Source organism: Aggregatibacter segnis ATCC 33393 (assembly GCF_900476035.1).
Taxonomy (GTDB): Bacteria; Pseudomonadota; Gammaproteobacteria; order Enterobacterales; family Pasteurellaceae; genus Aggregatibacter; species Aggregatibacter segnis.
The window spans coordinates 453260-477622 of the sequence record NZ_LS483443.1 but is presented as its reverse complement, the minus strand read 5'-3'; the positions used below and the strand labels follow the sequence as shown (position 1 = coordinate 477622).

The window sequence follows — 24363 nt, the reverse complement described above, 5'->3', positions numbered from 1 at the left end:
TACAAGGCTTTTACCGCTTTTTATATTTCTTAAATGACAGGTGATTCAGCTATGCCAAGAACAACAAAATCTTTAACGAACACCGAAATAGACAGAGCAAAGCCTGCCGAAAAGGAATACAACCTTGCAGATGGGAGTGGGCTATTCTTAAGAGTTAAAACTAATGGCTCTAAATTATGGATTTTTAACTATTACCATCCTTTCACTAAAAAACGTAAAAATATCAGTTTAGGTATTTATCCTGAATTGTCGCTTGCTCAAGCTCGTAAAATAAGAGATGAATATCGCTCATTACTAGCCCAAAATATTGATCCTGCCGAATATCGAGCTAATCAACTACAAGCAAAACAAGACGAGCTAAACAACACATTTGAAGCCGTCGCTTGGCAATGGTTTGAACATCGCAAAACTCGCAAGAATTTCTCTGAGGGCTATGCAAAAGATGTCAAAAGCCTGATTGAACGTATTTTATTACCGCATTTTGATAAATTACCGATTACTCAAGTTACTGCACCTTTAGCCTTGAAAGCATTTAAGACACTTCAAGATAAAGGCACGTTAGAAACGCTTAGACGTTCTATTCAAAAGTTGAATGAGATTATGGATTTTGCTTTGCACCGCAACATTATTTCGCATAATCCCACAGCCAATCTTTCGAAAGAATTTGATAATCCTACAGTTGAACACTTTAAAACGATCCGTCCAGAAGATCTGCCTGAATTTCTGATGACCTTAAACCGTGCTCAAATTAAGCTACAAACACGTTATCTTATTTTATGGCAACTACTGACCATGACACGCCCTAACGAGGCGGCTATGGCTCGTTATGAAGATATTGATGAGAAATCTAAGATTTGGACAATCTATATTCAAAAAGGGATTAAGCAAGATGAGCGTGGTCGAGAACATAAAATTACCCTTTCTCGCCAAGCAATGGCACTTCTAAAGGAAATTAAAAAATTGAGTGGTGGTAAAGAATATCTTTTTCCAAGTGAAAGAAATCCAAAATCGCATACCAACACGCAAACCGCTAATGCTGCGATTAAACGTATGGGCTATCACGGAAAACTCGTTGCTCACGGATTAAGGAGCATTGCCAGTACTTACCTGAATGAACAAGATCATAACAAAGATATGATTGAAGTGGCGTTATCTCATATCAATCAAGATCGCATTCATACCGCATACAACCGAAGTGATTACCTTAAACAGCGTTTTACTATACTACAAGCGTGGGCAGATTTTATCGATCAATGCTCACATGAAACTATTCCGCAGTATCATTTAAAAGTTGTTAATGCGTAATCTGCTGAATACTAAAAAACCACAATTTCTCTACGAATTAGCAACCGATTTTCGTAAATCCTGTTCACGTTACTTGCAAGATTTTTTCGCCATATTTCAACAACGATTAAATTGCGAATTTTGGCTCATTTTGTGGTAAGAAATTGAGTGGTGAATACTCAAATTCATTATGTAATTTAACGAGAGAAAGCAATTATAAGATTGATAATTGCCTTCTCTCTTTTGCGATGTTTACCTATAGAAAATCAAATTTTACTAAAATTGACTGCACTCAGGCCCAAGATTTTATATAGTTCAATTTACCCACACTTTTTGAAATTTACCTCTTTTTCCTTTTATCCAGCGGAATTTTTTCCGCGTAATAATTAATGATTTAATTTTAGATGTAGATATATTCAATTTTTCGGATAATGCTTCCAGCCTTCTTCTATCTAGCTTTTCCGCACAATCGCAAAATTGATGTGGTGATTTTTCATACAAATAAACCGCTTCAAGAATACTCATTTTTTCATCAGGAATAATAATCTTACTTGTTCTTTTATAGGAATATTCCACTTCTTTTTTCAATTTATTCAAATAATGAGATCGCTTGTAATTGCCTATCTGAATATGATCATCTTTTTTCTCATCCATTGGTGTCGCAAGTTCATTATGTAACTTCTCGTTCGTAATGTGTTTGTTATTTTCAGCTCTGCTCTCCTTCAAGGCATCTTTAAAGATATAATTCCGATAACGGCGTGGCTTATTATCTTGAGTATGATCATAGTGAACGGATAAACCAACGTTTAACCAAGAAAAGGGATCTATGGTTTCTTCAAACTCCTTCTCTCTTGGTTTAGTAATGTAAGCAATAATTCTCAAGAGATCATAGTAAGTATTAATCCATTGGGTATTAGATTGTTCTTGATAGCCAATTTTTGACAGTTGCACTCTTATTGCTTCATTAGTATTGAATCTAATATCCTTTCCAATATTTGAATAATTAAAGTTTTTATCAAACAAAATGATAGCATGCCCATGAGTGTTAATTCTGTTATCTTGTTCAGCACATCTACAATCTAGTAATAAAAACAATCCAAGATGATGAACCAATTAAGCATAAAGAAGATTTATATTTTCTTTAATCTCTTCAAAAGATTGATAAGTGGATGCAGCAATCACATTTTCAGGAGAAAGCGTGCAGAAAACAGCTTTAAAATCATCTAGCTTATAAGATAATTTGGCTTTATTTCGCGCAACCCACTGAATCAAGGAATTATCTTTGCTGGGAATGAAACCTGATAATAAATCAAGAATACGAGGGTTCTTGATAATCAATTTGAAACTAGCTATCACTTCTTTTTGTAATTTCAATAATTTTTCATTGTAACAAGGTGTACAAGTTAAGAACACACATTTAGATGTAGCCGAAAATACTCTCCCCATTGTTTTTCCCGAACCTAAATAAGTGCCGCATTTACCTTGCTTTTCTAAGAAAAGTCTTGCTAATGCTTGAGATTGAGTATCAAGCATTGGTAGTGTATTAATCATTAATTCAACTAGTTTTGACATAGTATCTCCTTATTTAGATCTACGATGTACCATATTTAAAATAAAAGTATTAATTTCACTTTCTAAATAACCTACAGAATTTGCACCAATAGAGAGCGGCTTAGGAAAGTCATTTCTATATCTTTTCGATTTTTTATTCTGCCAGTCATAGAATGTACTTTTAGAAATACTGAGCTTTTGAATAACCTCTTTTGGTCTAAGGAGTTTAATTTTATCGTTCATTTTATTCCTCTTAAAAATTTAATAAACAATGAAAATAGGCTACACCACAAAAATGAAACGATCAACATAAAAGAAAGCATAAGAAAAGTGTTATTTAAGTGAAAATAAATAAAAGATTAAATTAACAATAATAAAAAAATACAAATTACTAACAAGAAAGAAATATTCAAGCCAAGGAAAAATATTTATTTTTTTACTTTATATTTACAAGCTTAATAGTTGTTATAAATAGTATTTATGCCCAAAATAAAAATACACTTTAAGAGAAGAGGAAAGAAAAAATTACAAGGCTTACAATATCATTCAAGGAAATTCAACATGCTCTAAGCGCTCTCTTTATTGGATAAAAAATCATTTTTAAAATAAAGAAAACAATCTTGTCACACTGTTTTATGCTGTTTTTTTTAAACTTAAAGTCTTTTTTAAAACCTTAAAGTCCTTTTTTAAAACCTTAAAGCCCTTTTTTAAAACCTTAAAGGATTTAATTACCTTTTAAAACCTAAAATAATCAAAAGACCTTAAATCTTTTAATACAAAAATTATTTAATCCAAATTAAATATGAGTTTATTAAATATTTTTTGAAAATCATCAATCACAAAATAAAAAGAAAAAAATTTAATAAATATTAAAATTATCTAATTTAAGCATACGCTATAAATAAAATAAAACACTATGAAAATCACATTAGCATTAAAAAAATCAATTAGTACAAGAAAAGTTTGATTGCTTAATTTTTGTTCAATGCAGCAACTTTTTCTGAGCTTTTTGCCCCAAATGACTACCTGACGAAGGCAAAATCGAGAGAGCTTAACAAGAAAAAAGCATCTTCCAGCAATGCCAAAAGATGCTTTTTATTGAAAAAATTAGGATAATTTCGGGCTAATCAATCCCAAAACTTACTCCAGTTGCAGCCCCAACACCTCCGCGAGAGTCGGCAGAGCCTGAAAGACTGATGACAAAATTCGGTTTGGGTGCATATTTCACACCGACTGCAACCGCTGTTTCACCTCGATAAGAACCGACACCTGCGCCAACCGTAAAGGTTTTACCCTGTACTGGCGTGATTTGGGTCATCGCCATCGCCCCTGCCACACCTGCACGAGCTTGTCGGCGATCTTGGCGAGAGCGGTTTTCAAGTTCATCAATACGTTTGCTATTACTTTGGATCGCCTGACGATTTTCAGTAATTGCTTGTGTATTTTGAGTTACCTGTCTTGCTTGAGCTTCAACAATGCGAGTGTTTTCATTAATGCGAGCAGTTTGGCTGTTTACTACTTCAACAACTTTTTCCATTCGTTGTGAATTTTTCGCAATGTTAGAGCTGTTGGTAGCAATACTTGCTTTATTTGTTGTAACTTCTTCTTTTGTTTGTTTAACTTGTTTTTGTACAGGCACTAATTGTTCTTGTACCACTTTTTCAACCTTTTTCTCAGTAGCGTAAAGTTGTTTACCAGTAACCGCTTGATTAGAAGTTTCGCTAACTTCACCGTCCGCTAAATCATTCAAGGTTGCATTGTTAAGTGATACAGAAGTTTTTTCTGCATTGTACTGCACAACTGTTTTTTCAAGTTCAACCACTTTCTCAGAAGCCTGTTCTGCTTTTTTAATCGCATTTTCACCCATTGAACGAGCTTGATTGCCAACTAATTCAGCTTTTTCAACTTTACCTACCGTATCAATTAATGCGGTTTGCATTGCATTAATTTCTGTATCGTGTTTTTGTACTTTTACGTCCATTAAATCTACTTTTTGAGCAGAGTTATTAGCAGTACGAACAGCATTATCCGATTTTAGCCTGAGTAAGCAGTTTTTCTTCTGCCAAGTAGTACCATCTAATCGAATAATCAAACTTCATCGAGTTTTAGTACCTGTCTCAAGTTTTCCATTACATCATCATGAGATTTACTTTTCACTAAGTCGTTTTCTAACTGATGTAGCAAATACAGCTCATCTTCAGAGTAGAAAGACTCTTTTTTCTCAAAAGTCGGTGTATTGGGTAAGGCTATTTGCATAGAACCTCCTGTGTTTAGATGCGTGTAGTTTATCAGAAAAGCACGTTGCTATGGCAGCAGCCATTCAATGCGTTTTTTAATCCGTTGTTTTATGGCGTGAACCGGGTGTTTTCTTTCCCATTCTTTTACGCGTTTTTCAAAGATCGCTTGTGATTTACGATCAACCGAAAATGCTGAATGAGCTTTTTTCATGTTTTCTAAAAGGGCATCTGCACGTTTTTTGTGTTGGTATTTTATGAATAACCCCAACCCTAAAAGTAAAACAAAAATAATCGCCAAGTTATAAAAAATAATGGCTAAAACCTCATTCATTTTTCCCTCTCTCCTATTTAATTTTTATGAGTATTTTTTTTCATTCCGCATAGTGATCGCCTTTAATTCGGGAGAATAAAAACGCATAAAAATCCCTTAAAAAAACAACAGAAATTTAACCTAAAAACAGACCCAAAAATGAAGTAATTACACACCTAATGCAAATTTAAAATTTGCCTTTTTTTCCTTTGTAAATCAAGAGTTTGTACGTTTTCGACCAGAAAATAGGCGTGAATTTTGTGTGCTGAATAGCATCTTTTTAGATGATATACAGTGCTCATTGAAAAATAAAGATTTTCTTATCAAAAATGCTGTATAGTGCATACATAGCACTATGTAGTGCTATATGGTGCTATATAGTGCTTGTTTTAGGTTAAAAAACAAACAGGTTTTGATATGGAAAATTTAAATTCTCAAAATAATCGTATAACAGTTCGCGTTCCTTTTTCTGTATTAGAGGTTATAGATCGTATTGTTCTCAATAAAGTTAATGATGGTGAGGCAAATGCAACAAGAAGTAGTGTTGCATTAGAATTATTAAAACTAGGCGCACGTATAGAAAAGAAAAAACTAGAGAATATAGAATCAGGATCTAATTCATCTGGCAATAGATTAGAGGAGCAACTTTCATATATCGCTCATACAATCGTTAGGAATGGCGTATTAGCCGAAAGATTCCTTACTACTATTGCAGAATTTAATCAGATTCCTAATGATTTTGCTATTCGCATTGCTCAAGGGATTAGGCTATCAGATGAAGAAAAGAAAGAATTAAAAAGATTATTTATTAATATGGATTTTAAGCAAAAGAAACCATAAAGCCCCGAAGTGGTATATAAAAAATCGGAGCCGTAGGCGACTTCATTCAACTGTGCCAACTGACCAATGCGCATCAGCCTCCTCCCCAACGGATTCTTTACTCTATTGACCTTATAGTAGCTTTATAGTTTAAAATGGTACCACAACATTGTTCAATGTGGAGTCGTATTATGAGCAAATCCTGTGGTGGCGCCTGTGGCGGTGATGCAACGTCCGCAGCGGATACCGATATACAGGCCTCCTCCGAGGCGCCAGGGAGATGGGTCAGTGTTTATGCAGTGCCGAAGATGGACTGTCCATCAGAAGAACGAATGATTCGCCTAGCCCTGAACGGCTTTGAGGAGATTCGGGCGCTGTCCTTCGACTTGTCGAACCGCCGGCTGAAGGTCGTGCATGACGGCGAGGTCGAGCCCGTCACCTCGAAACTGAAGACCTTGGGGCTAGGCGCCTCGCTTCAGGAAACCGTCGCTGCAAATCCAGAGACCATCAAGGCCGCCGAGTTTTCGGCAGCTTCTGCTAAGCAAGAATCCGGGACCCTGCGCTGGTTGCTCGGCATCAATGCACTTCTGTTCGTGGTGGAAATGACTGCCGGTCTGATCGCCCAGTCCACCGGCCTGATTGGAGAATCCCTGGACAATTTTTCCGATGCGGCGGTGTACGGGCTTGCCCTTTATGCGGTTGGACATAGCGTGAAAATGCAGGTACGTGCCGCGCATCTTGCTGGTGTACTGCAACTGATCTTGGCTGTGGGCGTGCTCGTAGAGGTGGTGAGACGCTTTGTATTCGGTAGTGAGCCTGAATCTCTGGTGATGATGGCTATCGCATTCGTCGCATTGATTGCCAATACCAGTTGTCTGCTGCTCATATCCAAACATCGGGAAGGCGGGGCGCACATGAAGGCAAGCTGGATATTCTCGGCCAACGACGTGGTGATCAACCTGGGGGGCATCACCGCCGGCGCCCTGGTCGCGTGGACCGGTTCCAATTATCCAGATCTGATTATCGGCACCATCGCGGGGGGGATTGTACTTAACGGTGCCAGACGCATTTTGGCGTTGAAGGGTTAAATAATGCTCATTATTGGCAAAAAGCTCTCGCCGTATGCCCTGTTTTATCTGCTTATACCCCTGCTTTGTTTTTTGCGTTGAGATATTACCGTTTCAAGCAAGGCATTGTATTCATCTTCTGACAATGCTATTTCTAGGCGTTTGGTTCGCTTTTTCATTAGGTGTCCGTTCTTCAAATTAGCGGTGAAACCGCAGGGGGTCAAGGGGGATTTATCCCTCTTGCAAGGGCATAGACTTAGTATCACAGATACGGGGCTATGTGTCCTTGCTTTAACTATTAGACAATAGTACGCCAAAAGCCCCGAGAGTGATATTAAAAAATCAGCGGAGCCGAAGGCGACTTCATTTTATTAGGCGAGCTTGCGAGCCTTTGAACCAATATAAAAATAACAAAATTTATTATTAGGGAAGTGGTTATTGTGGGCGGTAGGTTTTTAGTGTTGAAAAGCTCGTGGGTAACTAGAAGAGTTATCCAACAGCTTTTCAATACGACCCGCAGGGGAAAAACCGTTAAACCGTCCACATTAACCGCTGACCCAAAAAAGAATGCTTTTATCATTTGCTGTATTAGCAGTCACATTAGCTTGATTTGCATCTGAAATTGCTTTTGAAGAATCCAGAAGTGCTTTATCTGCATTTGTTTTTGCTGTTGTTGCAAGATTGTTTGCGCTAACAGATTGAGCCTGTGCTTGTTTCACATTACCATCTGCGATAACAGCTAATTTATTAGCCTCTGTTGCTTGAGTTAATGCTTGTGTTGCACTCTCAATCGCTTTTGTTGCACTAACATTTGCTTCAGCCGTATTTTTATCCGCATTATTAGCTTTTCTTAAAGCAATGTTTGCGGTTGTTACAGATTGATCGCTTTTTTCTACCGCTTGCTGACTTGCTAAATGAGCTTGATTTGCAATAGTTTCAGCATTATTAGCTTTATCTACGGCTTCACCTGATTTAGTTAACGCTTGAGTAGATTGTGTATTTGCCAATTTTACACTTTCAACTGCGCTTTCGGCATTTACTTTTGCCTCATTAGCGATTTCTCTTAATTGCGTACTGGTACGCTCTGCACTTTCTGCTTTGGCAATCGCTTGATTGGCAAGTGCTGTATTTTCTTACGCTGTTTTAACCGCACTTTGCGCTTGGGTTAATGCACTATTTACATTGGCATTTGCGATGTTCGCTGTGCTTAATGCGGTTTGCGCCTCGGTTTTTGCTTGAGTAGCGTTATTATTTGCCTGCTCTGAGGTCGCTTTGGCTTCTGTTGATTGGTTCAACGCATTACTTGCTTGGGTTTGGGCTGTTTGCACGCCTGTTTCTACATTTGCGACACGACCAGTTAAGCCACTAACCGCTTTTTCGTTTGCTTCACTTTTTGCTTTTAAATCGGTTTGAGTTGAAGCAACTTTTGCAAGTTCTGCGTTTGTTACCACTAAACCTGATTTAGCTTGAGTCGCAGTATCTTTTGCTTCTTGCGCTAACTGCTCTGCATTACCTGCTGAAATACTTGCAAGATTTGCTGTTGCTGCTGCACGGGTTGCCGTGGTTTGCGCACGCTCTGCGGTTTGATTAGCGGTAGTTGCTGTGCGAACCGCTCCCTCTGCTGTTATTTTTGCATTATTTGCAAGACTTTCAGCATTGTTTGAATTTCGCACGGCTAAATTTGCTGTATCTTGTGATGCTGTTGCCGCATTAAACGCATTTTCTGCATTACTTTTTGCGGCATTTGCATCACTTTTCGCTAAGGCAACATCTGCCTGAATATCATTGATCGTACTTAATGCACTGGTTGCTGTATTTAAAGCACGAGTGGCATTTGAGTTAGCTGATTGTGCCAACGCTTTCGCTTCGCTTGCTGCATTGATAGCATTTTGACTAACTTCAGCACTTGAACCTGTATTTAATTTAGCTAATTCTAGTGCTTGGTTTGCGGTTTGTTCAGCTTGCGTGACTCGCCCTGTTAAAGCGGTAACATTTTGATTTACTCTTTCAATTTGGGTGTTTAAGTCGGAGATACCGTTTTTAGCTTCATTTGCCGTATTTGTTGCGGTAGTAATGCGGTCAGATAAACCTGATACACTACCATTGAGTTTGGTAATATCTGCCGTATTTTTAACTACTTGTTTTTCTACTTCACTCACACGAGCAATCGCACTATTCACATTTGAATTGGCGGTTTGAGCTGTTTGTTTGGCTTCGGTGGCTAGGGTGACTGCTTGCTCCGCGACTTTTTTCGTATTTACAGACTGAACCACGCTGGTATAAAGCGTTTGTTCCAACTGAGCAAATTGCCCACCGTTAATTGCCTGCTTAGAACTTGGCGCAATCAAGCCATCTTCAACTAAAGTCGGTGCAGCAAGGGGCTGACGTAGATTAGCCCTAAATTCCACACCAATCCCGCAGAATTTTAAGCTGTTGAGACGGTGTGCCGAAGTTAAACCGAAATTCGCATTCTTTCAAGAACAGCGGGAAGGATTTGCGATCAATTCCGTTGTATTTGCGCAAGACACGTTTTGCCTGATTCCAAAAATTCTCAATGCCGTTAATGTGGTTCTGACGGTCGGCAAATTCCTTGGAATGGTTGATGCGGTAATGGATGAAACCGCTCACATCCAACTTGTCGTAGCTGCTCAGGCTATCCGTGTAAACAATGCAGTCCGGCATGATTTTCTTTTTGATGACAGGGAGTAACGTTTCAGACTTGGCATTATCCACCACAACGGTATAGACCCGTCCGTTGCGTTTCAGAATACCAAAGACAACCACTTTTCCTGCCACGCCGCGACCACGTCTGCCTTTACGCCGTCCGCCGAAATAGCTTTCGTCCAACTCGACAGAGCCCTCAAAAACCTCATCGGCAACCAAGGCCAGATAATGGCTGATAACCATACGAATTTTGCGGTAGAACAGAATAGCGGAGTTGGGCTGAATGCCCAAAATATCGGCAGCGGAGCGGGAGGTAACTTGGAGTACAAAAAATTCAAGTAGTTTCTTTTGAACTCTCTTGCTTAATTTACAATTGGTTATCTGCATTTTCGTAGCCTAGCCTAACTGCTAATCTACGTCAGCCCCTAAAGTAAAGTTAAAACCAATCTATAAATTGATTAAGGGGTTTGGATAACCTAAAAAAACCTGCCAATTTCCTTGTGATTTCTCCTTTTAGTAACACTGAAAGTAACATCGGTAAAGTTTGAATTTAGATACTTCTTTATAATTAGACGGTTTGTGACATGTAATTCAGATGACCCCAGCCCTTGAAAATATTGACTTCAAGGGCTTTTTTATATCCTAAGCGTTCCTATCCAATCCTATAAAATCCTTGAGTTTTAGTTATACTGATAGCCGTATAGCAAAACCGATATAACTAAAATCACACAAAACCTGTTATAAAAAGTGTTAACGATGTTTTAGCTATACCCGATTTTTTAAAAGTCTGAATTACCGTGTCAATGGCATTAAAGGCATTTAAGCAGTATCAAGACGAAGTGCATTTAGAAAAGCTCAAACGAACGATTCAGAAGCATAACGAGATCATGACTTATGCCCTACACCGAGACTTAATCTCTTTTAATCCCACAGCAAATATCGAAAAGGAATTTGACAGTCCGACGGTTGAACATTTTAAAACCCTGAAGCCTAAGGATTTAAGCAAATTTATGTTCACGCTACAAAACGTTTAGATTCACTTACAGATGCGTTATTTGAGTTTATGGCAACCGCTCTCAACCATGACAAGATCTAACGAAGTGGATACAGCGAAATGGGCGGATATTGTAGAGTAATCCTCACTTAGAAAACACAGAGAAGACAGAGAAATCGTTATTGATCATCTAGGCAATGTTAAGAAGAATACTAACGGAAGTCCAATTCATAGATCACGTTGCTTACGCTCTTCCGCCACTCCAACTCTTCCCTCACGCCTAACAGACCAACTCCGGAAAACACCTTTAAAAAAATAAGCTTTTTTATTCCCGACGAAAATTCTCCGCACCATCCTCTTTTCTAAGGTAAGTTAAAACCCATAATAAAATGATGCCGAAAATAGCTGAGGTCAGGAAAGTCGTACTGAACGCACGTTGAAGTTGTTCACCGCTTTCACCAATGAAATGGCGATAAAGATCTAAAATCACAGCAGACACGGCAATACCGATACTGATTCCCACTTGTTGAATCACACTGAGATAAGTAGCACCTGCGCTGGCATTGTGTTCGTCTAAATCACTAATCGTAAGTGTGTTGACTGAAGTAAAAATAATCGACATACAGCTACCATACCACGCCAAAATCAGCACCAAACACCAAATCGGTGTATCTTGTTGCAACAGGCTCATGGCAGCAATAGCAAGCGCCATCGAAAGTGCGGTCAGCATTAATGTCGTTTTATAACCCAAACGCACCAGAATTTTTCCAACAAAGGATTTCGTTAACACGGAACTTAGTGCAATTGGCGCTAACAACCAACCGGCAATATCCGCGCTATAATTAAACACCACCTGCAACATCAGTGGCATTAAAAACGGAATTCCTGAACCACACAAACGGATGAAAATATTCGCCACCATACCCAATCGAAACGTACGCGTAGCAAATAAATTTAACGGTAATAAGGGATTCTGCACCCGTTGAGCATACCAATAATAAAAGGAGAAACACCCCAATCCGATAGCCAAAATCAACGCAGTCAGCCATTGATTGATGCGATCTTCAGACAACAAATCCAAACCAAGTGTCAACCCTACCAGCCCACCACCAAACAGCAAAAAGCCCCACCAATCCAACTTACTAATATTACCTGTACTGTTCGGCATATACCGACCGGCAAATCCAATCCCAAGGATACCAATAGGAATGTTAATTAGGAAAATCCAATGCCAGCTGGCATGTGTCACAAGCCATCCGCCCACAATCGGCCCGAGCACTGGGCCAATCAGCCCCGCCATCGCCATGGCATTCCATGCGGCAACCAATTGATTTTTTGGTACGTGACGAATAATTGCCAAACGCGCTACCGGCATCATCATTGCTCCGCCCAGCCCTTGCAACACGCGCGACCAAATCAATGCATTTAATGAATTAGAGGCGGCACAAGCAACAGAACCAATCACAAAAATCGCTACCGCAACCCGAAACACATTGAGCGTACCGTATTTATCGGCAATCCAACCAGTAAGTGGAATAAATAATGCAACAGTGAGGGAATAACTGATTATCGACATTTGCATTTCTAACGGTGATTCATGCAAATCGGCAGAAATAGCAGGCAATGCCGTATTCAAAATGGTGGCATCAAGGGACTGCATAAATAATGCCATGGCGGCGATTAAGGATAAATGGCGATAATGTTGGAGCTCAGGCATAAAAAACCACGCTTAAATTCGACCGCACTTTTGCTCGTACCAAGCCGTAATAAAATCAGCAATCTGCGCAATATTATTGATATCCAAACAAGACTTATCTGCCGCTAAAGGGTAATCTGTAGCAACGGCCAACACGAGAGCATCAATGTCAGGTAGCGGTTTAGTCATCTCTTTTCGATGCAACAAGATCTTTTCAATCGGCTCTTGTTTGAAGCCTTCTACCAAAATGAGATCCGTTAATTCGTGATCAAATTGTTCACATAAATAAGACAGGGAAATATGTTGTTGGGGTGTTTCCGTCATAAGCGCCCAGCGATGATCACAGGCCATAATCACTTGGCTGGCACCGGCATCTTTCATACGCCAACTGTCTTTGCCCGGTTTATCCACTTGCGCATCATGATGACTATGTTTAATCACCGCCGGGCGCAAGCCTCGTTGTTTTAATTGGGGAAGTAATTTTTCCAACAAGGTGGTTTTGCCACTGCCGCTGTAACCGGTGATGCCAAGCATGGGGAGCATAATATTTCCTTAAAGACGATAATATAAACGGGCTGATTATATACCAGCCCGCCAAAGAAAACGAATGATGCTCAAAGATTTAGAGCACACGTAGCAACACCGGTTGGTAAGCCGATTTGCGATTCAGTTTTCGCGCATACCAACGTACACCAAGAAAGGAAAGTGCGGTGGAAATAAAAATAAAAAATACACTGACGAGTTCGTGACTAAACAACGAATCGAACAATAAGGTGCTGAAGACTAAAGTGAACAACGGTATGCAATACATCAGTAACGCCGATTTGATCAAGGAATGTTCAGACAAACCAATCTCCACCTTCTGCCCAACTTTTAGCGGGGTAATGGTTTCAATGGTGAAAATATGTTCACCTCGCGCACCGCTACCGGTTAATTCCGATAAGGCGGAATTCCCGCAAGCAGCTTTTGCCGCACAACTACCACATGCGCTTTGTGATTGGCATTTTACTTTCGCCTTGCCAGATTCATATTCAATGACGACCGCACTTTCTGTCAACATAATAAGCCTGTTTAGTTTTTCTTAAATTGAATGTCTTGCACGATACGTTTTGCCGTAGAAATCGGCAATTGCCCGATAATCGTCACGTCTTTGTTGTCCACTGTTTCGTTATAAATGGTGTACGCACCTTGTCGCCAAGTGTTATCTCGCTGCGTGTTTTCAGTGATTTTGTCAGACACATATAACGTAAAAGAAAACAATCCATCACTGTAAAGTTGTGATTCAATTTTATCGTCGCCATCACGCTCAATGCTACGATTTACCACTTTAAAACCTTGTGGCAACCAACCTGGAGCCCAATTAAAATCCGGCGTTTGATTTGCGTTTTTATCCATTAATAACGGAGGAAAAGCCACTTGATTGAGATAATCTACCAAACCGGAAATCCCGTCTCCCACATACAAATTGACGACACGAAATTGATCCAATAAATTGCCGTCTCGATCAAGCATATCACTGCGCAACAGCAAGTTATTCTCTTCATCAATAAAAGCAACATATTGATAACGGAAATCGTCTTTCGGCAAAATTCGAATGGTTTGCACCACATGATCCGCTACGCGATTACGCCCAATATTCACAAAATCATAGTATTGTTCCAAGGTATCAAAATTCGCACGAATGAGTAGCGGCAAATTATCGGTAATGCCTTCGCTATTAATGGTGAAAGGTTGATAGTTCGGTTGAAAATAGCTAATTAAATTATCACGTTGCACAATTTCTTGTTGTGCACCATCTAGCGTCACCAATTGCGCAAAAGTTTTGCCATGAGATTTAAAGTGACGGTACCGCAATGAATCCATGTTAGAAGGCGTGGTTTGTACAAAAGAAAATTCATAATTTAGCTGTTCCGTCGCTTTCTTCATATCCTGCAAAAGCTGTTTCGGTGAAAATGTTTCTGCAGCAAGGGAAGAAAATGAGGTGCTTAATAAGAAAAAAAGTGCGGTGGTTTTTAGAAATGTTTTTAACATGATCAAATTCCTAATAAACAAATTCACCACCAAAAAATGGTGGTGAATTATCATAAAAAAACAGTCATACCGGAATACATAGAGTATTATCTATTGCTATGATTCTGTCCTAAATTCATTGAATCAGCATAAACACGACGTTGTAGTTCATAGCTTTGTAACATGGCGCCAATACGTTTATTTTTTTGTTCAAGCTGTTCAGTCGTAATGACATCTTTGCTTGGTGCGTTGTAACTGACTTCCTGCACACCGTTGTTAAAAGGCAATGTTTGCAACACCGGTGTATCCGCTGCATTTTGTACGGTAGATTTTGCATTGAAAGACTGTACACCCAACACTGCCACCAAGCACACACCCGCAGCAACTGCAACTTGCGTCATTGGCATAAACCATGCTTTTAATTTTTGCATAAACGGAGAGTTTTCTACTTCCTGTGGCAATGGTTGAGATTCTGTGACTTCAGCTGCTTGAATTTCTTCTGCTGCAATCAAACTTTCCATTTTTGCAGTAAAATCCGCGCCTAAGAAAACGTTTGTTTCTTGACGCATAACAGAACGAATGGTGTGGAAATTTGCCCAACTCTCTTGCAATTCTGCATTTTGGCATAATTTTTCGGTGAGTTCATAATTGACTTGCTCACCATCAATATATGCTGAAAGTAGTTCTTTTTGCATGTTTGTACTCCGACTAATCGTAGTTGTATTCCTGTTTTTTATTTAACGTTGTAAAAGCGGTTTCACTTTACTTTCAATGATTTCACGCGCTCTAAAAATCCGAGATCTCACAGTACCTACTGGGCAATCCATAATTTCTGCAATTTCTTCGTAACTCAATCCCTCAATTTCGCGTAAAGTAATTGCTGTGCGTAAATCTTCCTGTAAACCTTTAATCGTATCGAATACGATATTCTTCAACTCGTTGGATAACATTTCATTTTCAGGCGTATCCACAACCCGTAAATTTGTTCCTACATCGTAGGATTCTGCATCTTCAGCTAAAATATCTTCGCTTGGCGGGCGACGCCCTTGTGCAGTCAAATAATTTTTTGCAGTGTTCACTGCGATTCTGTATAGCCAAGTATAGAAAGCACTATCACCACGAAAAGAGCCGATGGAACGGTATGCTTTTATAAATGATTCTTGTACAACATCGGGAATATCATTCGGTGAAATATACCGAGTCAGTAATCCAGCTACTTTATTTTGATAACGCGATACCAACAAATTGAAAGCTTTCTTATCTCCCTGCTGCACCCTTTCTACCAAAGCTTGATCTGTTAGCTGTTCAGCCATATAACCTCAAATATCACTTCTAACAAACTTTAATTTCAAAGCCAGCAAGCTATTGTTATGCGTTAGACGAGATGAATAAAAAAAAGTTCAGTTATTTTAGAAAAAACCAATAAAACAATGAAAATCAATGCGTTAAACTTAATTTTTGCTGAATTTCCAGCACCATTTCTCGCAATTCCGGATCATTGATTTCGCCATTATTAAAGAACCATGAAAAAAGCTGTAAATCGGTCGAGGCTAACAAACGAATAAAAACCTCTTTTTTATGCTCACTAAGCCCGTCAAAATACTGTTTATAAAAAGGCATAATGACCTTGTCTAATTCCAACATACCGCGCCGACAATCCCACTCAATGCGCAGCGGATCATACTTTTTCATCCTATTCTCCTTTCCCAAAAATCAACTGGATTATAGCGTTAGTGCGCCGTTTGCGAAAATAAATTAATCACTAACACACCACAGATGATCAATCCCATGCCAATTAATCCGGCAGTATCAATTTTCTGCCCAAAGGCGAAATAAGCCACAATCGCTGTCAACACAATGCCTACGCCAGACCAAATGGCATACACCAAACCAACGGAAAGCGTACGAAAAATAATGGCAACAAAATAGAACGAACAGCTATAAAAAGCCAAAGCGCCAAGCGTCGGCAACGGTTTAGTAAAACCGTCGCTGACTTTCAATAGATTGGTCGCGACAATTTCCAAACAAATAGAAACGGCTAATAAAATCCACGGATTCATGTTTTCCCTATACAAAAGTGCGGTCGGAAATTCAACTAAAAATCCGACCGCACTTTTTATTTCAATTACGCCTTAATTTGGCTTTTTAAGAAGTCAATCAATTGCGCTTTCGCAATCATTTGTTTCTCACCGCTACGACGATTTTTGTATTCGATTTCGCCGTTCGCTAGGTTTTTCTCACCGATGACGACCATGTGCGGCACACCGATAAGCTCCATATCCGCAAACATCACGCCTGGGCGTTCTTTACGGTCATCAAAAATCACTTCCACACCTTGCGCCAATAAAGTGCGGTATAACTCTTCAGCGAATGCTTGCACGCTTTCTGATTTATGCATATTCATCGGCACAATCGCTACCGTAAACGGCGCCATCGCATCGCTCGGCCAAATAATGCCGCGTTCATCATGATGTTGTTCAATCGCGGCTGCCACAACACGCGTCACACCAATACCATAGCAGCCCATGGTGACGACCGTAGGACGACCATCTTCGCCTTGCACAGTCGCATTCATCGCGTTGGAATATTTGTCACCCAATTGGAAAATATGACCGACTTCAATACCACGTTTAATTAATAAGGTACCTTTGCCATCCGGACTTGGGTCGCCTTCCACCACGTTACGAATATCCGCCACTTTCGGCAACGCCACATCGCGCTCCCAGTTAATGTTGAAATAATGTTTACCGTCAATGTTGGCACCGGCACTGAAATCAGACATGATCGCCACGCTGCGGTCAATGATCACCGGAATGTTTAAGTTGACCGGTCCAAGGGAGCCGACGCCTGCGCCAATTTTCGCTTTAATGGCGGCTTCATCAGCAAATTCAAATGGGGAAGCCACTTCAGCCAGTTTTTCTGCTTTAACTTCGTTTAATTCATGATCACCACGAATAATTAACGCCACTAACGGCTGTTCTTCACTAGCACCTTTTACAATCAAGGTTTTAACGGTTTTCTCAATCGGTTGATTAAATTGCTCGACAAGATCCGCAATGGTTTTCGCATTCGGTGTATCCACCAATTCCATCGCTTTAGTTGGTGCGGCACGCTCGCCGACAGCTACGGCTTCAGCAAGTTCGATGTTTGCCGCATAATCGGACTCGGTGGAGAAAATCACATCATCTTCGCCGCTGTTTGCCAATACTTGGAATTCATGAGACGCGCTACCGCCGATAGAACCGGTATCCGCTTGTACGGCACGGAAATCCAACCCTAAACGGGTGAAAATATTGCTATAAGTTTGGTACATCACCTCATAGGTTTGCTGCAAGCTTTCTTTGTCCATGTGGAAAGAATAAGCATCTTTCATAATAAATTCGCGGCTACGCATCACACCGAAACGTGGACGCACTTCGTCACGGAACTTGGTTTGAATATGATATAAATTAAGAGGAAGCTGACGGTAAGAAGTCACTTCACGACGCATTAAATCGGTAATCGCTTCTTCATTGGTCGGGCCGATCACAAAACTCCGTTCGCCACGGTCGGTGAAACGCAATAATTCCGGACCATACTGATCCCAGCGACCGGACTCTTGCCACAATTCCGCCGGTTGCACCACAGGCATTTTGATCTCAATGGCACCACTTTTATTCATTTCTTCGCGAATAATGTTTTCCACTTTTTGTAGCACGCGCCAACCGGTTGGCATCCAGTTATAAAGGCCTGAAGCAAGAGGGCGAATCATGCCCGCACGCAACATGAGTTGATGGCTAACAATCGCCGCTTCTGCCGGGGTTTCTTTTAAGGTGGATAATAAATATTTACTTGTACGCATTGAATTACCTATAATTCCAAAAATTTAAAAATACGAGAAAAAATTGGCGTTAGTGTATCTAATGCGCACGCAAAAGCAAAGAAGAAATCAGGTTTCACGCCTTATAATCCCCGCTAAAAATGCCAATTTAACCCCAGAAAAAGGAATCATCATGTCAGCCCTTTATCAAGCCCTTCCCGCCGTCGATAAATTACTCAAAACCCCGCAAGGAGAACAATTCGTGGCAGAATTTGGTCATAGTGCCACCGTCAATGTTTGCCGAGACTTGTTACAACAAGCACGCGAACATATAAAACACCATGAAAACCTACCGCACTTTTTACAAACGGATGACGCGACCTTTCAGTACATCCGCCAACAATTATTGTTACAACAACAGGTCAATATTAAGAGCGTACATAATTTAACCGGCACGGTATTACACACCAATCTCGGGCGCGCGTTGTGGTCACCGGCGGCACAACAGGCGGCACTAGACGCTATGCAGGGCAACGTGGCATTAGAATATGATTTAGCGGCTGGCGAACGGAGCCATCGGGACAACTACATCAGCGACTTACTGCAACAACTCACGGGCGCCGAAGCAGCCTGTGTGGTGAACAACAACGCAGCGGCGGTATTGCTGATGTTGGCGACTTTCGCGCAGGGTAAAGAGGTGATCATCTCCCGTGGTGAATTGATTGAAATCGGCGGTGCTTTCCGCATTCCCGACATCATGGCGCAGGCAGGTTGTAAACTGGTGGAAGTGGGCACTACCAACCGCACCCATTTAAAAGATTATCGCAACGCAATTAACGAAAATACCGCCTTTTTAATGAAAGTTCACAGCAGTAACTACCAAATTTGCGGTTTCACGCATTCTGTTGACGAACAAGAACTGGCGGAATTAGGTAAAGAATTTGGCATTCCGGTCATCACAGATTTAGGCAGCGGCGCGTTAATTGATCTGAAACAATTCAATTTGCCGGAAGAACCGACGGTGCAAGAAAAATTACAACAGGGTCTGGATTTGATTTCCTTCTCCGGCGACAAACTGCTTGGTGGGCCACAAGCGGGGATTATCGTGGGTAAAAAAGCATTGATTCAACAGCTACAAGCCCATCCGCTCAAACGCGTGTTGCGTTGCGACAAAGTTACTCTTGCCGGTTTGGAAGCCACTTTGCGTTTGTATTTGCAGCCGGAAAAAATTACCGAAAAACTGACCGCACTTCATCTGCTCACTCAGCCTATACCCCAATTACAAGCACAAGCAGAACAACTGAAAGTGCGGTTGGAAAATCGTTTAAATGCAGATTACGTTATTGCGATCGAACCAAGCGAAGCGCAGGTTGGTAGTGGCTCCCAACCGTTGGCACGAATTCCGTCAGTTGCAGTAACCATTGCGCCGGCAACAGAAAAAATGCCGACAAAAACCACCGCACTTTTCGCCCGTTTATTGGCGCTACCGCAACCGGTTATCGGGCGCATTGAACGGGATAAAATTTGGTTGGATTTACGCAGTTTGGCCAATCTCGAACGCTTGCTTAACACGTTGGAGGCATTATGATTATTGTCACATCCGGACACGTTGACCACGGCAAAACCGCGCTATTACAAGCCCTCACCGGCACGCATACGGCGCATTTACCGGAAGAAAAAAAACGCGGCATGACCATTGATTTGGGCTACGCCTATTTGCCGTTAAAAGATCAAATCCTCGGTTTTATCGATGTACCGGGGCACGAACGTTTTCTTGCCAATATGTTGGCGGGCTTGGGCGGCATTCATTACGCCATGCTTATCATTGCCGCAGACGAAGGCGTGCAAGCGCAAACCATCGAGCACTTAAGCATTTTGAGCTTGTTGCAATTGCAGGAAATCATGGTGGTGATCACCAAAGCCGACCGCGCCGATGCGCAACAAATTGACGCATTAGAACAACAGCTACGCCAACAATATGCCATCTTGGCGAACAGTAAATTCTTCGTGACCTCTGCCACCACCGGTCAGGGCATCGAAACGCTACGCGATTATTTGGCGCAGTTGCCGGAATTATCGGACACGGAAAAACCGTTCCGTTATGCCATCGACCGTATTTTTACCATTAAAGGTGCCGGCACCGTGGTGACCGGCACCGCATTTGCGGGCAAGGTTGCCATTGACGACGAATTGTATTTAAGCAATGGACAAAAAGTGCGGGTGAAAAATATCCACGCACAAAATGAACAAAGCACGGAAGGCTTGGCGGGGCAACGACTCGCGTTAAATATTAACTTGGATTTCGACCGCACGTTAATTGAGCGCGGCGATTGGTTGTTCTCCCAACCGCCTACCAAAGCGACAGATCGCATCACCGTTTGGCTAGAAAACCAAATTCCACTGAACGAAAGCCAACCGGTGCATATTTATCACGCCGCCTCACACACCACGGGCAAGTTGACGTTATTGCAACAACCCAAACTCGCGCCTCAGCAACAAGCGCTGGCAGAACTGATTTTAGAACAACCGTTGTTTTTGGCGCATGGCGACAAAATCATCTTACGTAACAGCAACTCGACCGCCGTACTCGGTGGCGCAAAAGTGATTGAAATCCATTCACCGAAACGCCATAAGCGCACAGAAGCCCGTTTCGATTATTTACGCCAACTGATTCAAGCAGAAACAGCCGAAAAACGCACCGCACTTTATCTTCAAAATCATGCAGTGGAAGCCGAGCAGTTGATGTGGATTGAACAACTGACAGACTCACAACTGAATGATATTCTTGAAAAGAACGGCGACATTCGCTTCCAAAGCTGGTGCTTTAATGCCGATTATCGTGCACAACAAACGTCGAAATTATTGACCGCACTTGCGCAATATCACGAACAACATCCCGACCAACTCGGCTTAGGTAAAGCCCGTTTGTATCGCATTGCAGCACTGAATCAGCCGGAAAAACTGATTTATCATTTTATTGATGAATTATTAGCCGAAAATCAGCTACAACAAACCCGTGGTTGGCTACATACCGCCGATCATAAAATTCAATTTAATGAACAAGAACGTGCATTATGGCAGCAAGTTCTAGAACAATTTGAGCAACATAACGGACAAGCGTTGTGGGTACGTGATCTTGCAGGCTTATTAGGACAGGAAGAAAGTGCCATGCGCAACTTCCTCTATAAAGCCGGTAAATTAGGCTATCTCACCGCTGTGGTAAAAGACCGATTCTTCCTGACCGAAAATATTTACGCTACCGCCCGTTTGATTAAACAACTAAGTGCCGGGAAAGAAGGTATATCGGTAAACGAATTGCGTGATGCACTACAATTCGGACGTAAAATGACCGTGCAATTGGTAGAATATTTCGACCGCTGTGGCTTCCTGCGTCGCAAAGGCAATATTCACATATTGCGCGATGCGGACGTATTTGATCTATAAAGTGCGGTCGATTTTCACAACATTTTTATACAAGGAGTTTCTATGAAAAAACTGCTCGTTTCTGCTTTAGCCGTCGCCGGTCTAACGCTTACCGGCTGCAATGATGAAGAAAAAAACATCCTTTCCGAACAAGTGAAAAAACAAACCCAAACCATCGAGCAGCTAAATGCACAAGTGAATACCTTACAAAGACAGGTTTTGGATTTGGCGGAAAATCAAGCCATTCGTGTGGAGCCGGAGGTATTATTTGAAAAATCTGAAACCATCAAGTTTGATAACAAATCGCCTAACAGTCTTGCCCCTGAAGAAGCTGAGGTAAAAATCAGCGTGAAAAGCTTAAAAGCGAATATGGATTGGTTAACGGATTTACTGGTAAATGAGTTAATTCGCCAGTTCACGGCTGAAGGTAAAGTTAAAATTGAGAATAAACAACAATTTGTTGACTACTTACAAACCCTTTATGCCGATAGCGTCAAAGAGGTGAAAGAGTTTGAGCTGATTGGCATAAGTACCAATGTTGACATGGAATACCTTGGGCAACGGGAAAATATCGCAACTTTCACCATAGGTTATCATCATTATTCCGGTGGTGCGCACGGGATGTATTCAACCCATTTTGTGAATGTTGATTTAGACAAAAAAGCCGTCATTCAATTAGACGATGTCTTTACTAAAGCACAACAAAACAAAGTTAAAGCGTTGCTATGGGAGATTTATCAAAATGAATCTCGTGGCGATAACGGTGAACGACAAGAGCCATTCACCGCAAAAGCCGATTTTTACCTCAGTGATAATTTCTATTTTTCACAAGATGGCATTGTGTTTGTCTATCCGCCTTATGCCCTTGGCCCTTATGCAGCAGGTGAAAAGGAACTGCGCCTGTCTTTATATGATGATGAAGTCAAAGCCTTGTTAACACCGGCATTTAAATTTTTAGGAAAAAATTACGTTGGATATGAATAACAAACAAAAATCCCCAAGCGCATACTTGGGGATTTTTTTAATTCTCTAACTCTAAACTCAAGACATCCGGTTCATTCTTTAGCAATAAATACAATTCGTGAATGGTATCTTTGTCATTAATCGTGCAACGAATCGTCAATTTAGTTTCACCGTTTGCCTGATCTTTCATATTAATATTTTCAATCAGATGATTATGGGTATGTAGAAGCTGGATAAACTGCCCAACCGCAGCCGGCGACGCCAATGTGGCAGTAATACGGGTTTTCTTCTTTTTCTCATAACGACGCACCCAAAGATGCACAGACGGGCTCAAACGAATGGCGATTAAAATCATAAAGGTGGCAATAATCGCATCAAAATAGAAGCCCGCGCCGGAAGCAATGCCGATACCCGCAGCCGCCCAGATAATCGCCGCCGTGGTCAAGCCGGAAATAGCATCGTTGTGCTTACGTAAAATCACGCCCGCACCAAGGAAACCGATGCCGCTAATCACCTGTGCTGCCAAACGCATTGGATCGGTACGAATATTTTCCGACACTTGGGCATAATGTTCAGCCGATTGAATGGAAACAATGGTTAATACACAGGTCGTCACCGCAATAATCATGCAGGTTTTTACCCCCACGGGTTTGGCTTTTAATTCGCGTTCCAAACCGATAATGCCACCCAGTACCATGGCAAAGGCCATTTTAACGAAAATAAAGAAATGGCTGTCTCGCGCCAAGCTTTCAAATAAAACAGATAGGTTACTCATAATGCTAAATTGTTAATCCAAGTGATTGATAAAGTTGTTTTAGTTCATCTTGCGTTAAAGTGCGGTAGGTTTTTGGCGCTAAATTTTGGAGCGTAAAACCGGCAAGCTGACAACGAATTAAACGCAATGTCGGAAAGCCAATATGCGCTGTCATTCTGCGTACTTGCCGATTTCGCCCCTCATAAATTTTAATTTCTAACCACGATGTAGGAATATTTTTTCGCTCGCGAATGGGCGGAACGCGTTGCCACAAACAATCAGGTTCGGAAATCAACCGCACTTTTGCCGGTTTTGTCATACCATCTTTTAATTGCACGCCTCGCCGAAGTTGCTCTAACGCGGTTTCATCAGGCACGCCTTCCACCTGCATCCAGTAAGTTTTTTCCATTTTAAACTTAGGTTCCGCCAAGCGATGTTGAATCTCCCCGTTGTTAGTCAACAGCAACAATCCCTCACTATCGCGATCCAACCGCCCGACAGGATAAACCTCAGCGATATCAATAAAATCTTTCAACGTGCTGCGGCCATTTTCATCACTAAATTGGCACAACACATCAAAGGGTTTATTAAACAGGATAACTTGCGTTTGAGAAAACGCGATTTTAGATCTAGAAAAACCACAAAAATGAACCGCACTTTGCGTTGGTTTTCTCCATTTTTGGGGTTTTCGCCGAAAAGATGTTGGCTGCATAAACAAGGTATTCATAAAAATTTTGCATACTTTAGCACCAATTGAAGCAAAATCTAAATTTATGCCCGAAATAAATGCAC

General features: G+C 41.0%; 26 protein-coding genes and 1 pseudogene. 7 read left to right on the top strand and 20 right to left on the bottom strand.

Translation table 11 applies throughout. The annotated features are described in order from the left end of the window. The first annotated feature begins 51 nt into the window (after positions 1 to 51). Positions 52 to 1305 carry an integrase arm-type DNA-binding domain-containing protein gene (locus DQN58_RS02430; protein WP_032998053.1) on the top strand — a complete coding sequence of 418 codons (1254 nt, stop codon included), beginning with the start codon at positions 52 to 54 and terminating at the stop codon, positions 1303 to 1305. 294 nt (positions 1306 to 1599) lie between these two features. On the opposite strand, the gene DQN58_RS02425 is transcribed toward DQN58_RS02430, so the two are convergent. The 6 genes from DQN58_RS02425 to DQN58_RS02405 form a co-directional block, all read right to left on the bottom strand. Beyond that, the gene (locus DQN58_RS02425) at positions 1600 to 2307 is read right to left on the bottom strand and encodes a hypothetical protein (RefSeq protein ID WP_155811794.1); all 708 of its coding nucleotides are present in this window, start codon (positions 2305 to 2307) and stop codon (positions 1600 to 1602) included. A gap of 90 nt (positions 2308 to 2397) precedes the next feature. Then, positions 2398 to 2856, bottom strand: coding sequence for a hypothetical protein (locus tag DQN58_RS02420; protein WP_006719983.1), 459 nt, complete (start codon positions 2854 to 2856; stop codon positions 2398 to 2400). A gap of 9 nt (positions 2857 to 2865) precedes the next feature. Next, complete coding sequence (locus DQN58_RS02415) at positions 2866 to 3078, bottom strand: helix-turn-helix transcriptional regulator (RefSeq protein ID WP_006719981.1); 213 nt, start codon at positions 3076 to 3078, stop codon at positions 2866 to 2868. Between the two features lie 880 nt (positions 3079 to 3958). Continuing rightward, complete coding sequence (locus DQN58_RS02410) at positions 3959 to 4927, bottom strand: YadA C-terminal domain-containing protein (protein ID WP_006719979.1); 969 nt, start codon at positions 4925 to 4927, stop codon at positions 3959 to 3961. After that, on the bottom strand, positions 4924 to 5091 hold the full coding sequence (locus tag DQN58_RS09900; RefSeq protein ID WP_005564329.1) for a hypothetical protein: 168 nt from the start codon (positions 5089 to 5091) through the stop codon (positions 4924 to 4926). Before DQN58_RS09900 ends, DQN58_RS02410 begins: the two co-directional genes overlap by 4 nt. A 48-nt stretch (positions 5092 to 5139) precedes the next feature. Then, positions 5140 to 5370: a hypothetical protein gene (locus DQN58_RS02405; protein WP_231957919.1), complete on the bottom strand. Its 231-nt coding sequence runs from the start codon at positions 5368 to 5370 to the stop codon at positions 5140 to 5142. 429 nt (positions 5371 to 5799) lie between these two features. Between DQN58_RS02405 and DQN58_RS02400 the strand changes: the two genes are divergently transcribed. Both DQN58_RS02400 and DQN58_RS02395 read left to right on the top strand, forming a co-directional pair. Continuing rightward, positions 5800 to 6222 carry a hypothetical protein gene (locus tag DQN58_RS02400; protein WP_005564327.1) on the top strand — a complete coding sequence of 141 codons (423 nt, stop codon included), beginning with the start codon at positions 5800 to 5802 and terminating at the stop codon, positions 6220 to 6222. Between the two features lie 170 nt (positions 6223 to 6392). Further along, positions 6393 to 7289: a cation transporter gene (locus DQN58_RS02395; protein ID WP_005564326.1), complete on the top strand. Its 897-nt coding sequence runs from the start codon at positions 6393 to 6395 to the stop codon at positions 7287 to 7289. Positions 7290 to 7813: 524 nt separating this feature from the next. Here the strand turns inward: DQN58_RS02395 and DQN58_RS02390 are convergent. The 3 genes from DQN58_RS02390 to DQN58_RS02380 all read right to left on the bottom strand — a co-directional run bounded on the left by DQN58_RS02390 (position 7814) and on the right by DQN58_RS02380 (position 10319). After that, positions 7814 to 8275 carry a hypothetical protein gene (locus tag DQN58_RS02390; protein ID WP_006719971.1) on the bottom strand — a complete coding sequence of 154 codons (462 nt, stop codon included), beginning with the start codon at positions 8273 to 8275 and terminating at the stop codon, positions 7814 to 7816. A gap of 126 nt (positions 8276 to 8401) precedes the next feature. Then, entirely contained in the window at positions 8402 to 9676 is a 1275-nt protein-coding gene (locus DQN58_RS02385) for a coiled-coil domain-containing protein (RefSeq protein WP_006719968.1), read from the bottom strand. Then, positions 9666 to 10319, bottom strand: coding sequence for an IS1595 family transposase (locus DQN58_RS02380; RefSeq protein ID WP_006719966.1), 654 nt, complete (start codon positions 10317 to 10319; stop codon positions 9666 to 9668). The genes DQN58_RS02385 and DQN58_RS02380 overlap by 11 nt, the downstream gene beginning before the upstream one ends. 404 nt (positions 10320 to 10723) lie before the next feature. Here DQN58_RS02380 and DQN58_RS02375 point away from each other — a divergent pair. Beyond that, positions 10724 to 11065: pseudogene (locus tag DQN58_RS02375) on the top strand (integrase); the annotation flags it as partial. A 186-nt stretch (positions 11066 to 11251) separates the two neighbouring features. Here the strand turns inward: DQN58_RS02375 and DQN58_RS02370 are convergent. The 9 genes from DQN58_RS02370 to proS form a co-directional block, all read right to left on the bottom strand. Then, entirely contained in the window at positions 11252 to 12643 is a 1392-nt protein-coding gene (locus DQN58_RS02370) for an MDR family MFS transporter (RefSeq protein WP_006719962.1), read from the bottom strand. 12 nt (positions 12644 to 12655) lie between these two features. Beyond that, entirely contained in the window at positions 12656 to 13165 is a 510-nt protein-coding gene (mobB, locus tag DQN58_RS02365; RefSeq protein ID WP_006719960.1) for a molybdopterin-guanine dinucleotide biosynthesis protein MobB, read from the bottom strand. Positions 13166 to 13244: 79 nt separating this feature from the next. Then, positions 13245 to 13682: a SoxR reducing system RseC family protein gene (locus DQN58_RS02360; RefSeq protein WP_006719958.1), complete on the bottom strand. Its 438-nt coding sequence runs from the start codon at positions 13680 to 13682 to the stop codon at positions 13245 to 13247. 11 nt (positions 13683 to 13693) lie between these two features. Then, entirely contained in the window at positions 13694 to 14653 is a 960-nt protein-coding gene (gene rseB / locus DQN58_RS02355) for a sigma-E factor regulatory protein RseB (RefSeq protein WP_032998052.1), read from the bottom strand. An 86-nt stretch (positions 14654 to 14739) separates the two neighbouring features. Continuing rightward, the gene (locus tag DQN58_RS02350) at positions 14740 to 15327 is read right to left on the bottom strand and encodes a sigma-E factor negative regulatory protein (RefSeq protein ID WP_006719955.1); all 588 of its coding nucleotides are present in this window, start codon (positions 15325 to 15327) and stop codon (positions 14740 to 14742) included. Between the two features lie 42 nt (positions 15328 to 15369). Continuing rightward, the gene (rpoE, locus tag DQN58_RS02345; protein WP_006719952.1) at positions 15370 to 15945 is read right to left on the bottom strand and encodes an RNA polymerase sigma factor RpoE; all 576 of its coding nucleotides are present in this window, start codon (positions 15943 to 15945) and stop codon (positions 15370 to 15372) included. 124 nt (positions 15946 to 16069) lie between these two features. Continuing rightward, positions 16070 to 16324, bottom strand: coding sequence for an FAD assembly factor SdhE (locus DQN58_RS02340; protein ID WP_006719950.1), 255 nt, complete (start codon positions 16322 to 16324; stop codon positions 16070 to 16072). A 38-nt stretch (positions 16325 to 16362) separates the two neighbouring features. After that, positions 16363 to 16692 carry a DMT family transporter gene (locus DQN58_RS02335; protein WP_006719948.1) on the bottom strand — a complete coding sequence of 110 codons (330 nt, stop codon included), beginning with the start codon at positions 16690 to 16692 and terminating at the stop codon, positions 16363 to 16365. A gap of 65 nt (positions 16693 to 16757) precedes the next feature. Then, positions 16758 to 18473, bottom strand: coding sequence for a proline--tRNA ligase (gene proS, locus DQN58_RS02330; protein ID WP_006719946.1), 1716 nt, complete (start codon positions 18471 to 18473; stop codon positions 16758 to 16760). A gap of 151 nt (positions 18474 to 18624) precedes the next feature. Between proS and selA the strand changes: the two genes are divergently transcribed. From selA to DQN58_RS02315, 3 genes are read left to right on the top strand one after another with little or no spacing between them, the layout of a single operon-like run. Next, entirely contained in the window at positions 18625 to 20019 is a 1395-nt protein-coding gene (gene selA, locus DQN58_RS02325; protein ID WP_032998051.1) for an L-seryl-tRNA(Sec) selenium transferase, read from the top strand. Then, positions 20016 to 21875: a selenocysteine-specific translation elongation factor gene (gene selB, locus DQN58_RS02320; RefSeq protein ID WP_006719942.1), complete on the top strand. Its 1860-nt coding sequence runs from the start codon at positions 20016 to 20018 to the stop codon at positions 21873 to 21875. Before selA ends, selB begins: the two co-directional genes overlap by 4 nt. A 42-nt stretch (positions 21876 to 21917) precedes the next feature. Then, the gene (locus tag DQN58_RS02315; RefSeq protein ID WP_006719940.1) at positions 21918 to 22838 is read left to right on the top strand and encodes an RsiV family protein; all 921 of its coding nucleotides are present in this window, start codon (positions 21918 to 21920) and stop codon (positions 22836 to 22838) included. 37 nt (positions 22839 to 22875) lie between these two features. Here the strand turns inward: DQN58_RS02315 and DQN58_RS02310 are convergent, their stop codons facing one another. Further along, positions 22876 to 23592: an MgtC/SapB family protein gene (locus tag DQN58_RS02310; RefSeq protein WP_006719938.1), complete on the bottom strand. Its 717-nt coding sequence runs from the start codon at positions 23590 to 23592 to the stop codon at positions 22876 to 22878. A gap of 4 nt (positions 23593 to 23596) precedes the next feature. Further along, positions 23597 to 24283, bottom strand: coding sequence for an rRNA large subunit pseudouridine synthase E (locus tag DQN58_RS02305; protein WP_050540585.1), 687 nt, complete (start codon positions 24281 to 24283; stop codon positions 23597 to 23599). Positions 24284 to 24363: the final 80 nt, after the last annotated feature.

Coding starts and splice junctions, on each gene's coding strand:
- DQN58_RS02395 (WP_005564326.1), top strand. CDS start 6,393: ATGAGCAAATCCTGTGGTGGCGCCTGTGGCGGTGATGCAACGTCCGCA.
- rseB (WP_032998052.1), bottom strand. CDS start 14,653: ATGTTAAAAACATTTCTAAAAACCACCGCACTTTTTTTCTTATTAAGC.
- DQN58_RS02360 (WP_006719958.1), bottom strand. CDS start 13,682: ATGTTGACAGAAAGTGCGGTCGTCATTGAATATGAATCTGGCAAGGCG.
- mobB (WP_006719960.1), bottom strand. CDS start 13,165: ATGCTCCCCATGCTTGGCATCACCGGTTACAGCGGCAGTGGCAAAACC.
- DQN58_RS02340 (WP_006719950.1), bottom strand. CDS start 16,324: ATGAAAAAGTATGATCCGCTGCGCATTGAGTGGGATTGTCGGCGCGGT.
- DQN58_RS02430 (WP_032998053.1), top strand. CDS start 52: ATGCCAAGAACAACAAAATCTTTAACGAACACCGAAATAGACAGAGCA.
- DQN58_RS02315 (WP_006719940.1), top strand. CDS start 21,918: ATGAAAAAACTGCTCGTTTCTGCTTTAGCCGTCGCCGGTCTAACGCTT.
- DQN58_RS02305 (WP_050540585.1), bottom strand. CDS start 24,283: ATGCAGCCAACATCTTTTCGGCGAAAACCCCAAAAATGGAGAAAACCA.
- selA (WP_032998051.1), top strand. CDS start 18,625: ATGTCAGCCCTTTATCAAGCCCTTCCCGCCGTCGATAAATTACTCAAA.
- DQN58_RS02370 (WP_006719962.1), bottom strand. CDS start 12,643: ATGCCTGAGCTCCAACATTATCGCCATTTATCCTTAATCGCCGCCATG.
- DQN58_RS02380 (WP_006719966.1), bottom strand. CDS start 10,319: ATGCAGATAACCAATTGTAAATTAAGCAAGAGAGTTCAAAAGAAACTA.
- DQN58_RS02415 (WP_006719981.1), bottom strand. CDS start 3,078: ATGAACGATAAAATTAAACTCCTTAGACCAAAAGAGGTTATTCAAAAG.
- rpoE (WP_006719952.1), bottom strand. CDS start 15,945: ATGGCTGAACAGCTAACAGATCAAGCTTTGGTAGAAAGGGTGCAGCAG.
- selB (WP_006719942.1), top strand. CDS start 20,016: ATGATTATTGTCACATCCGGACACGTTGACCACGGCAAAACCGCGCTA.
- DQN58_RS02420 (WP_006719983.1), bottom strand. CDS start 2,856: ATGTCAAAACTAGTTGAATTAATGATTAATACACTACCAATGCTTGAT.
- DQN58_RS02400 (WP_005564327.1), top strand. CDS start 5,800: ATGGAAAATTTAAATTCTCAAAATAATCGTATAACAGTTCGCGTTCCT.
- DQN58_RS02310 (WP_006719938.1), bottom strand. CDS start 23,592: ATGAGTAACCTATCTGTTTTATTTGAAAGCTTGGCGCGAGACAGCCAT.
- DQN58_RS02335 (WP_006719948.1), bottom strand. CDS start 16,692: ATGAATCCGTGGATTTTATTAGCCGTTTCTATTTGTTTGGAAATTGTC.
- DQN58_RS02350 (WP_006719955.1), bottom strand. CDS start 15,327: ATGCAAAAAGAACTACTTTCAGCATATATTGATGGTGAGCAAGTCAAT.
- DQN58_RS09900 (WP_005564329.1), bottom strand. CDS start 5,091: ATGCAAATAGCCTTACCCAATACACCGACTTTTGAGAAAAAAGAGTCT.
- proS (WP_006719946.1), bottom strand. CDS start 18,473: ATGCGTACAAGTAAATATTTATTATCCACCTTAAAAGAAACCCCGGCA.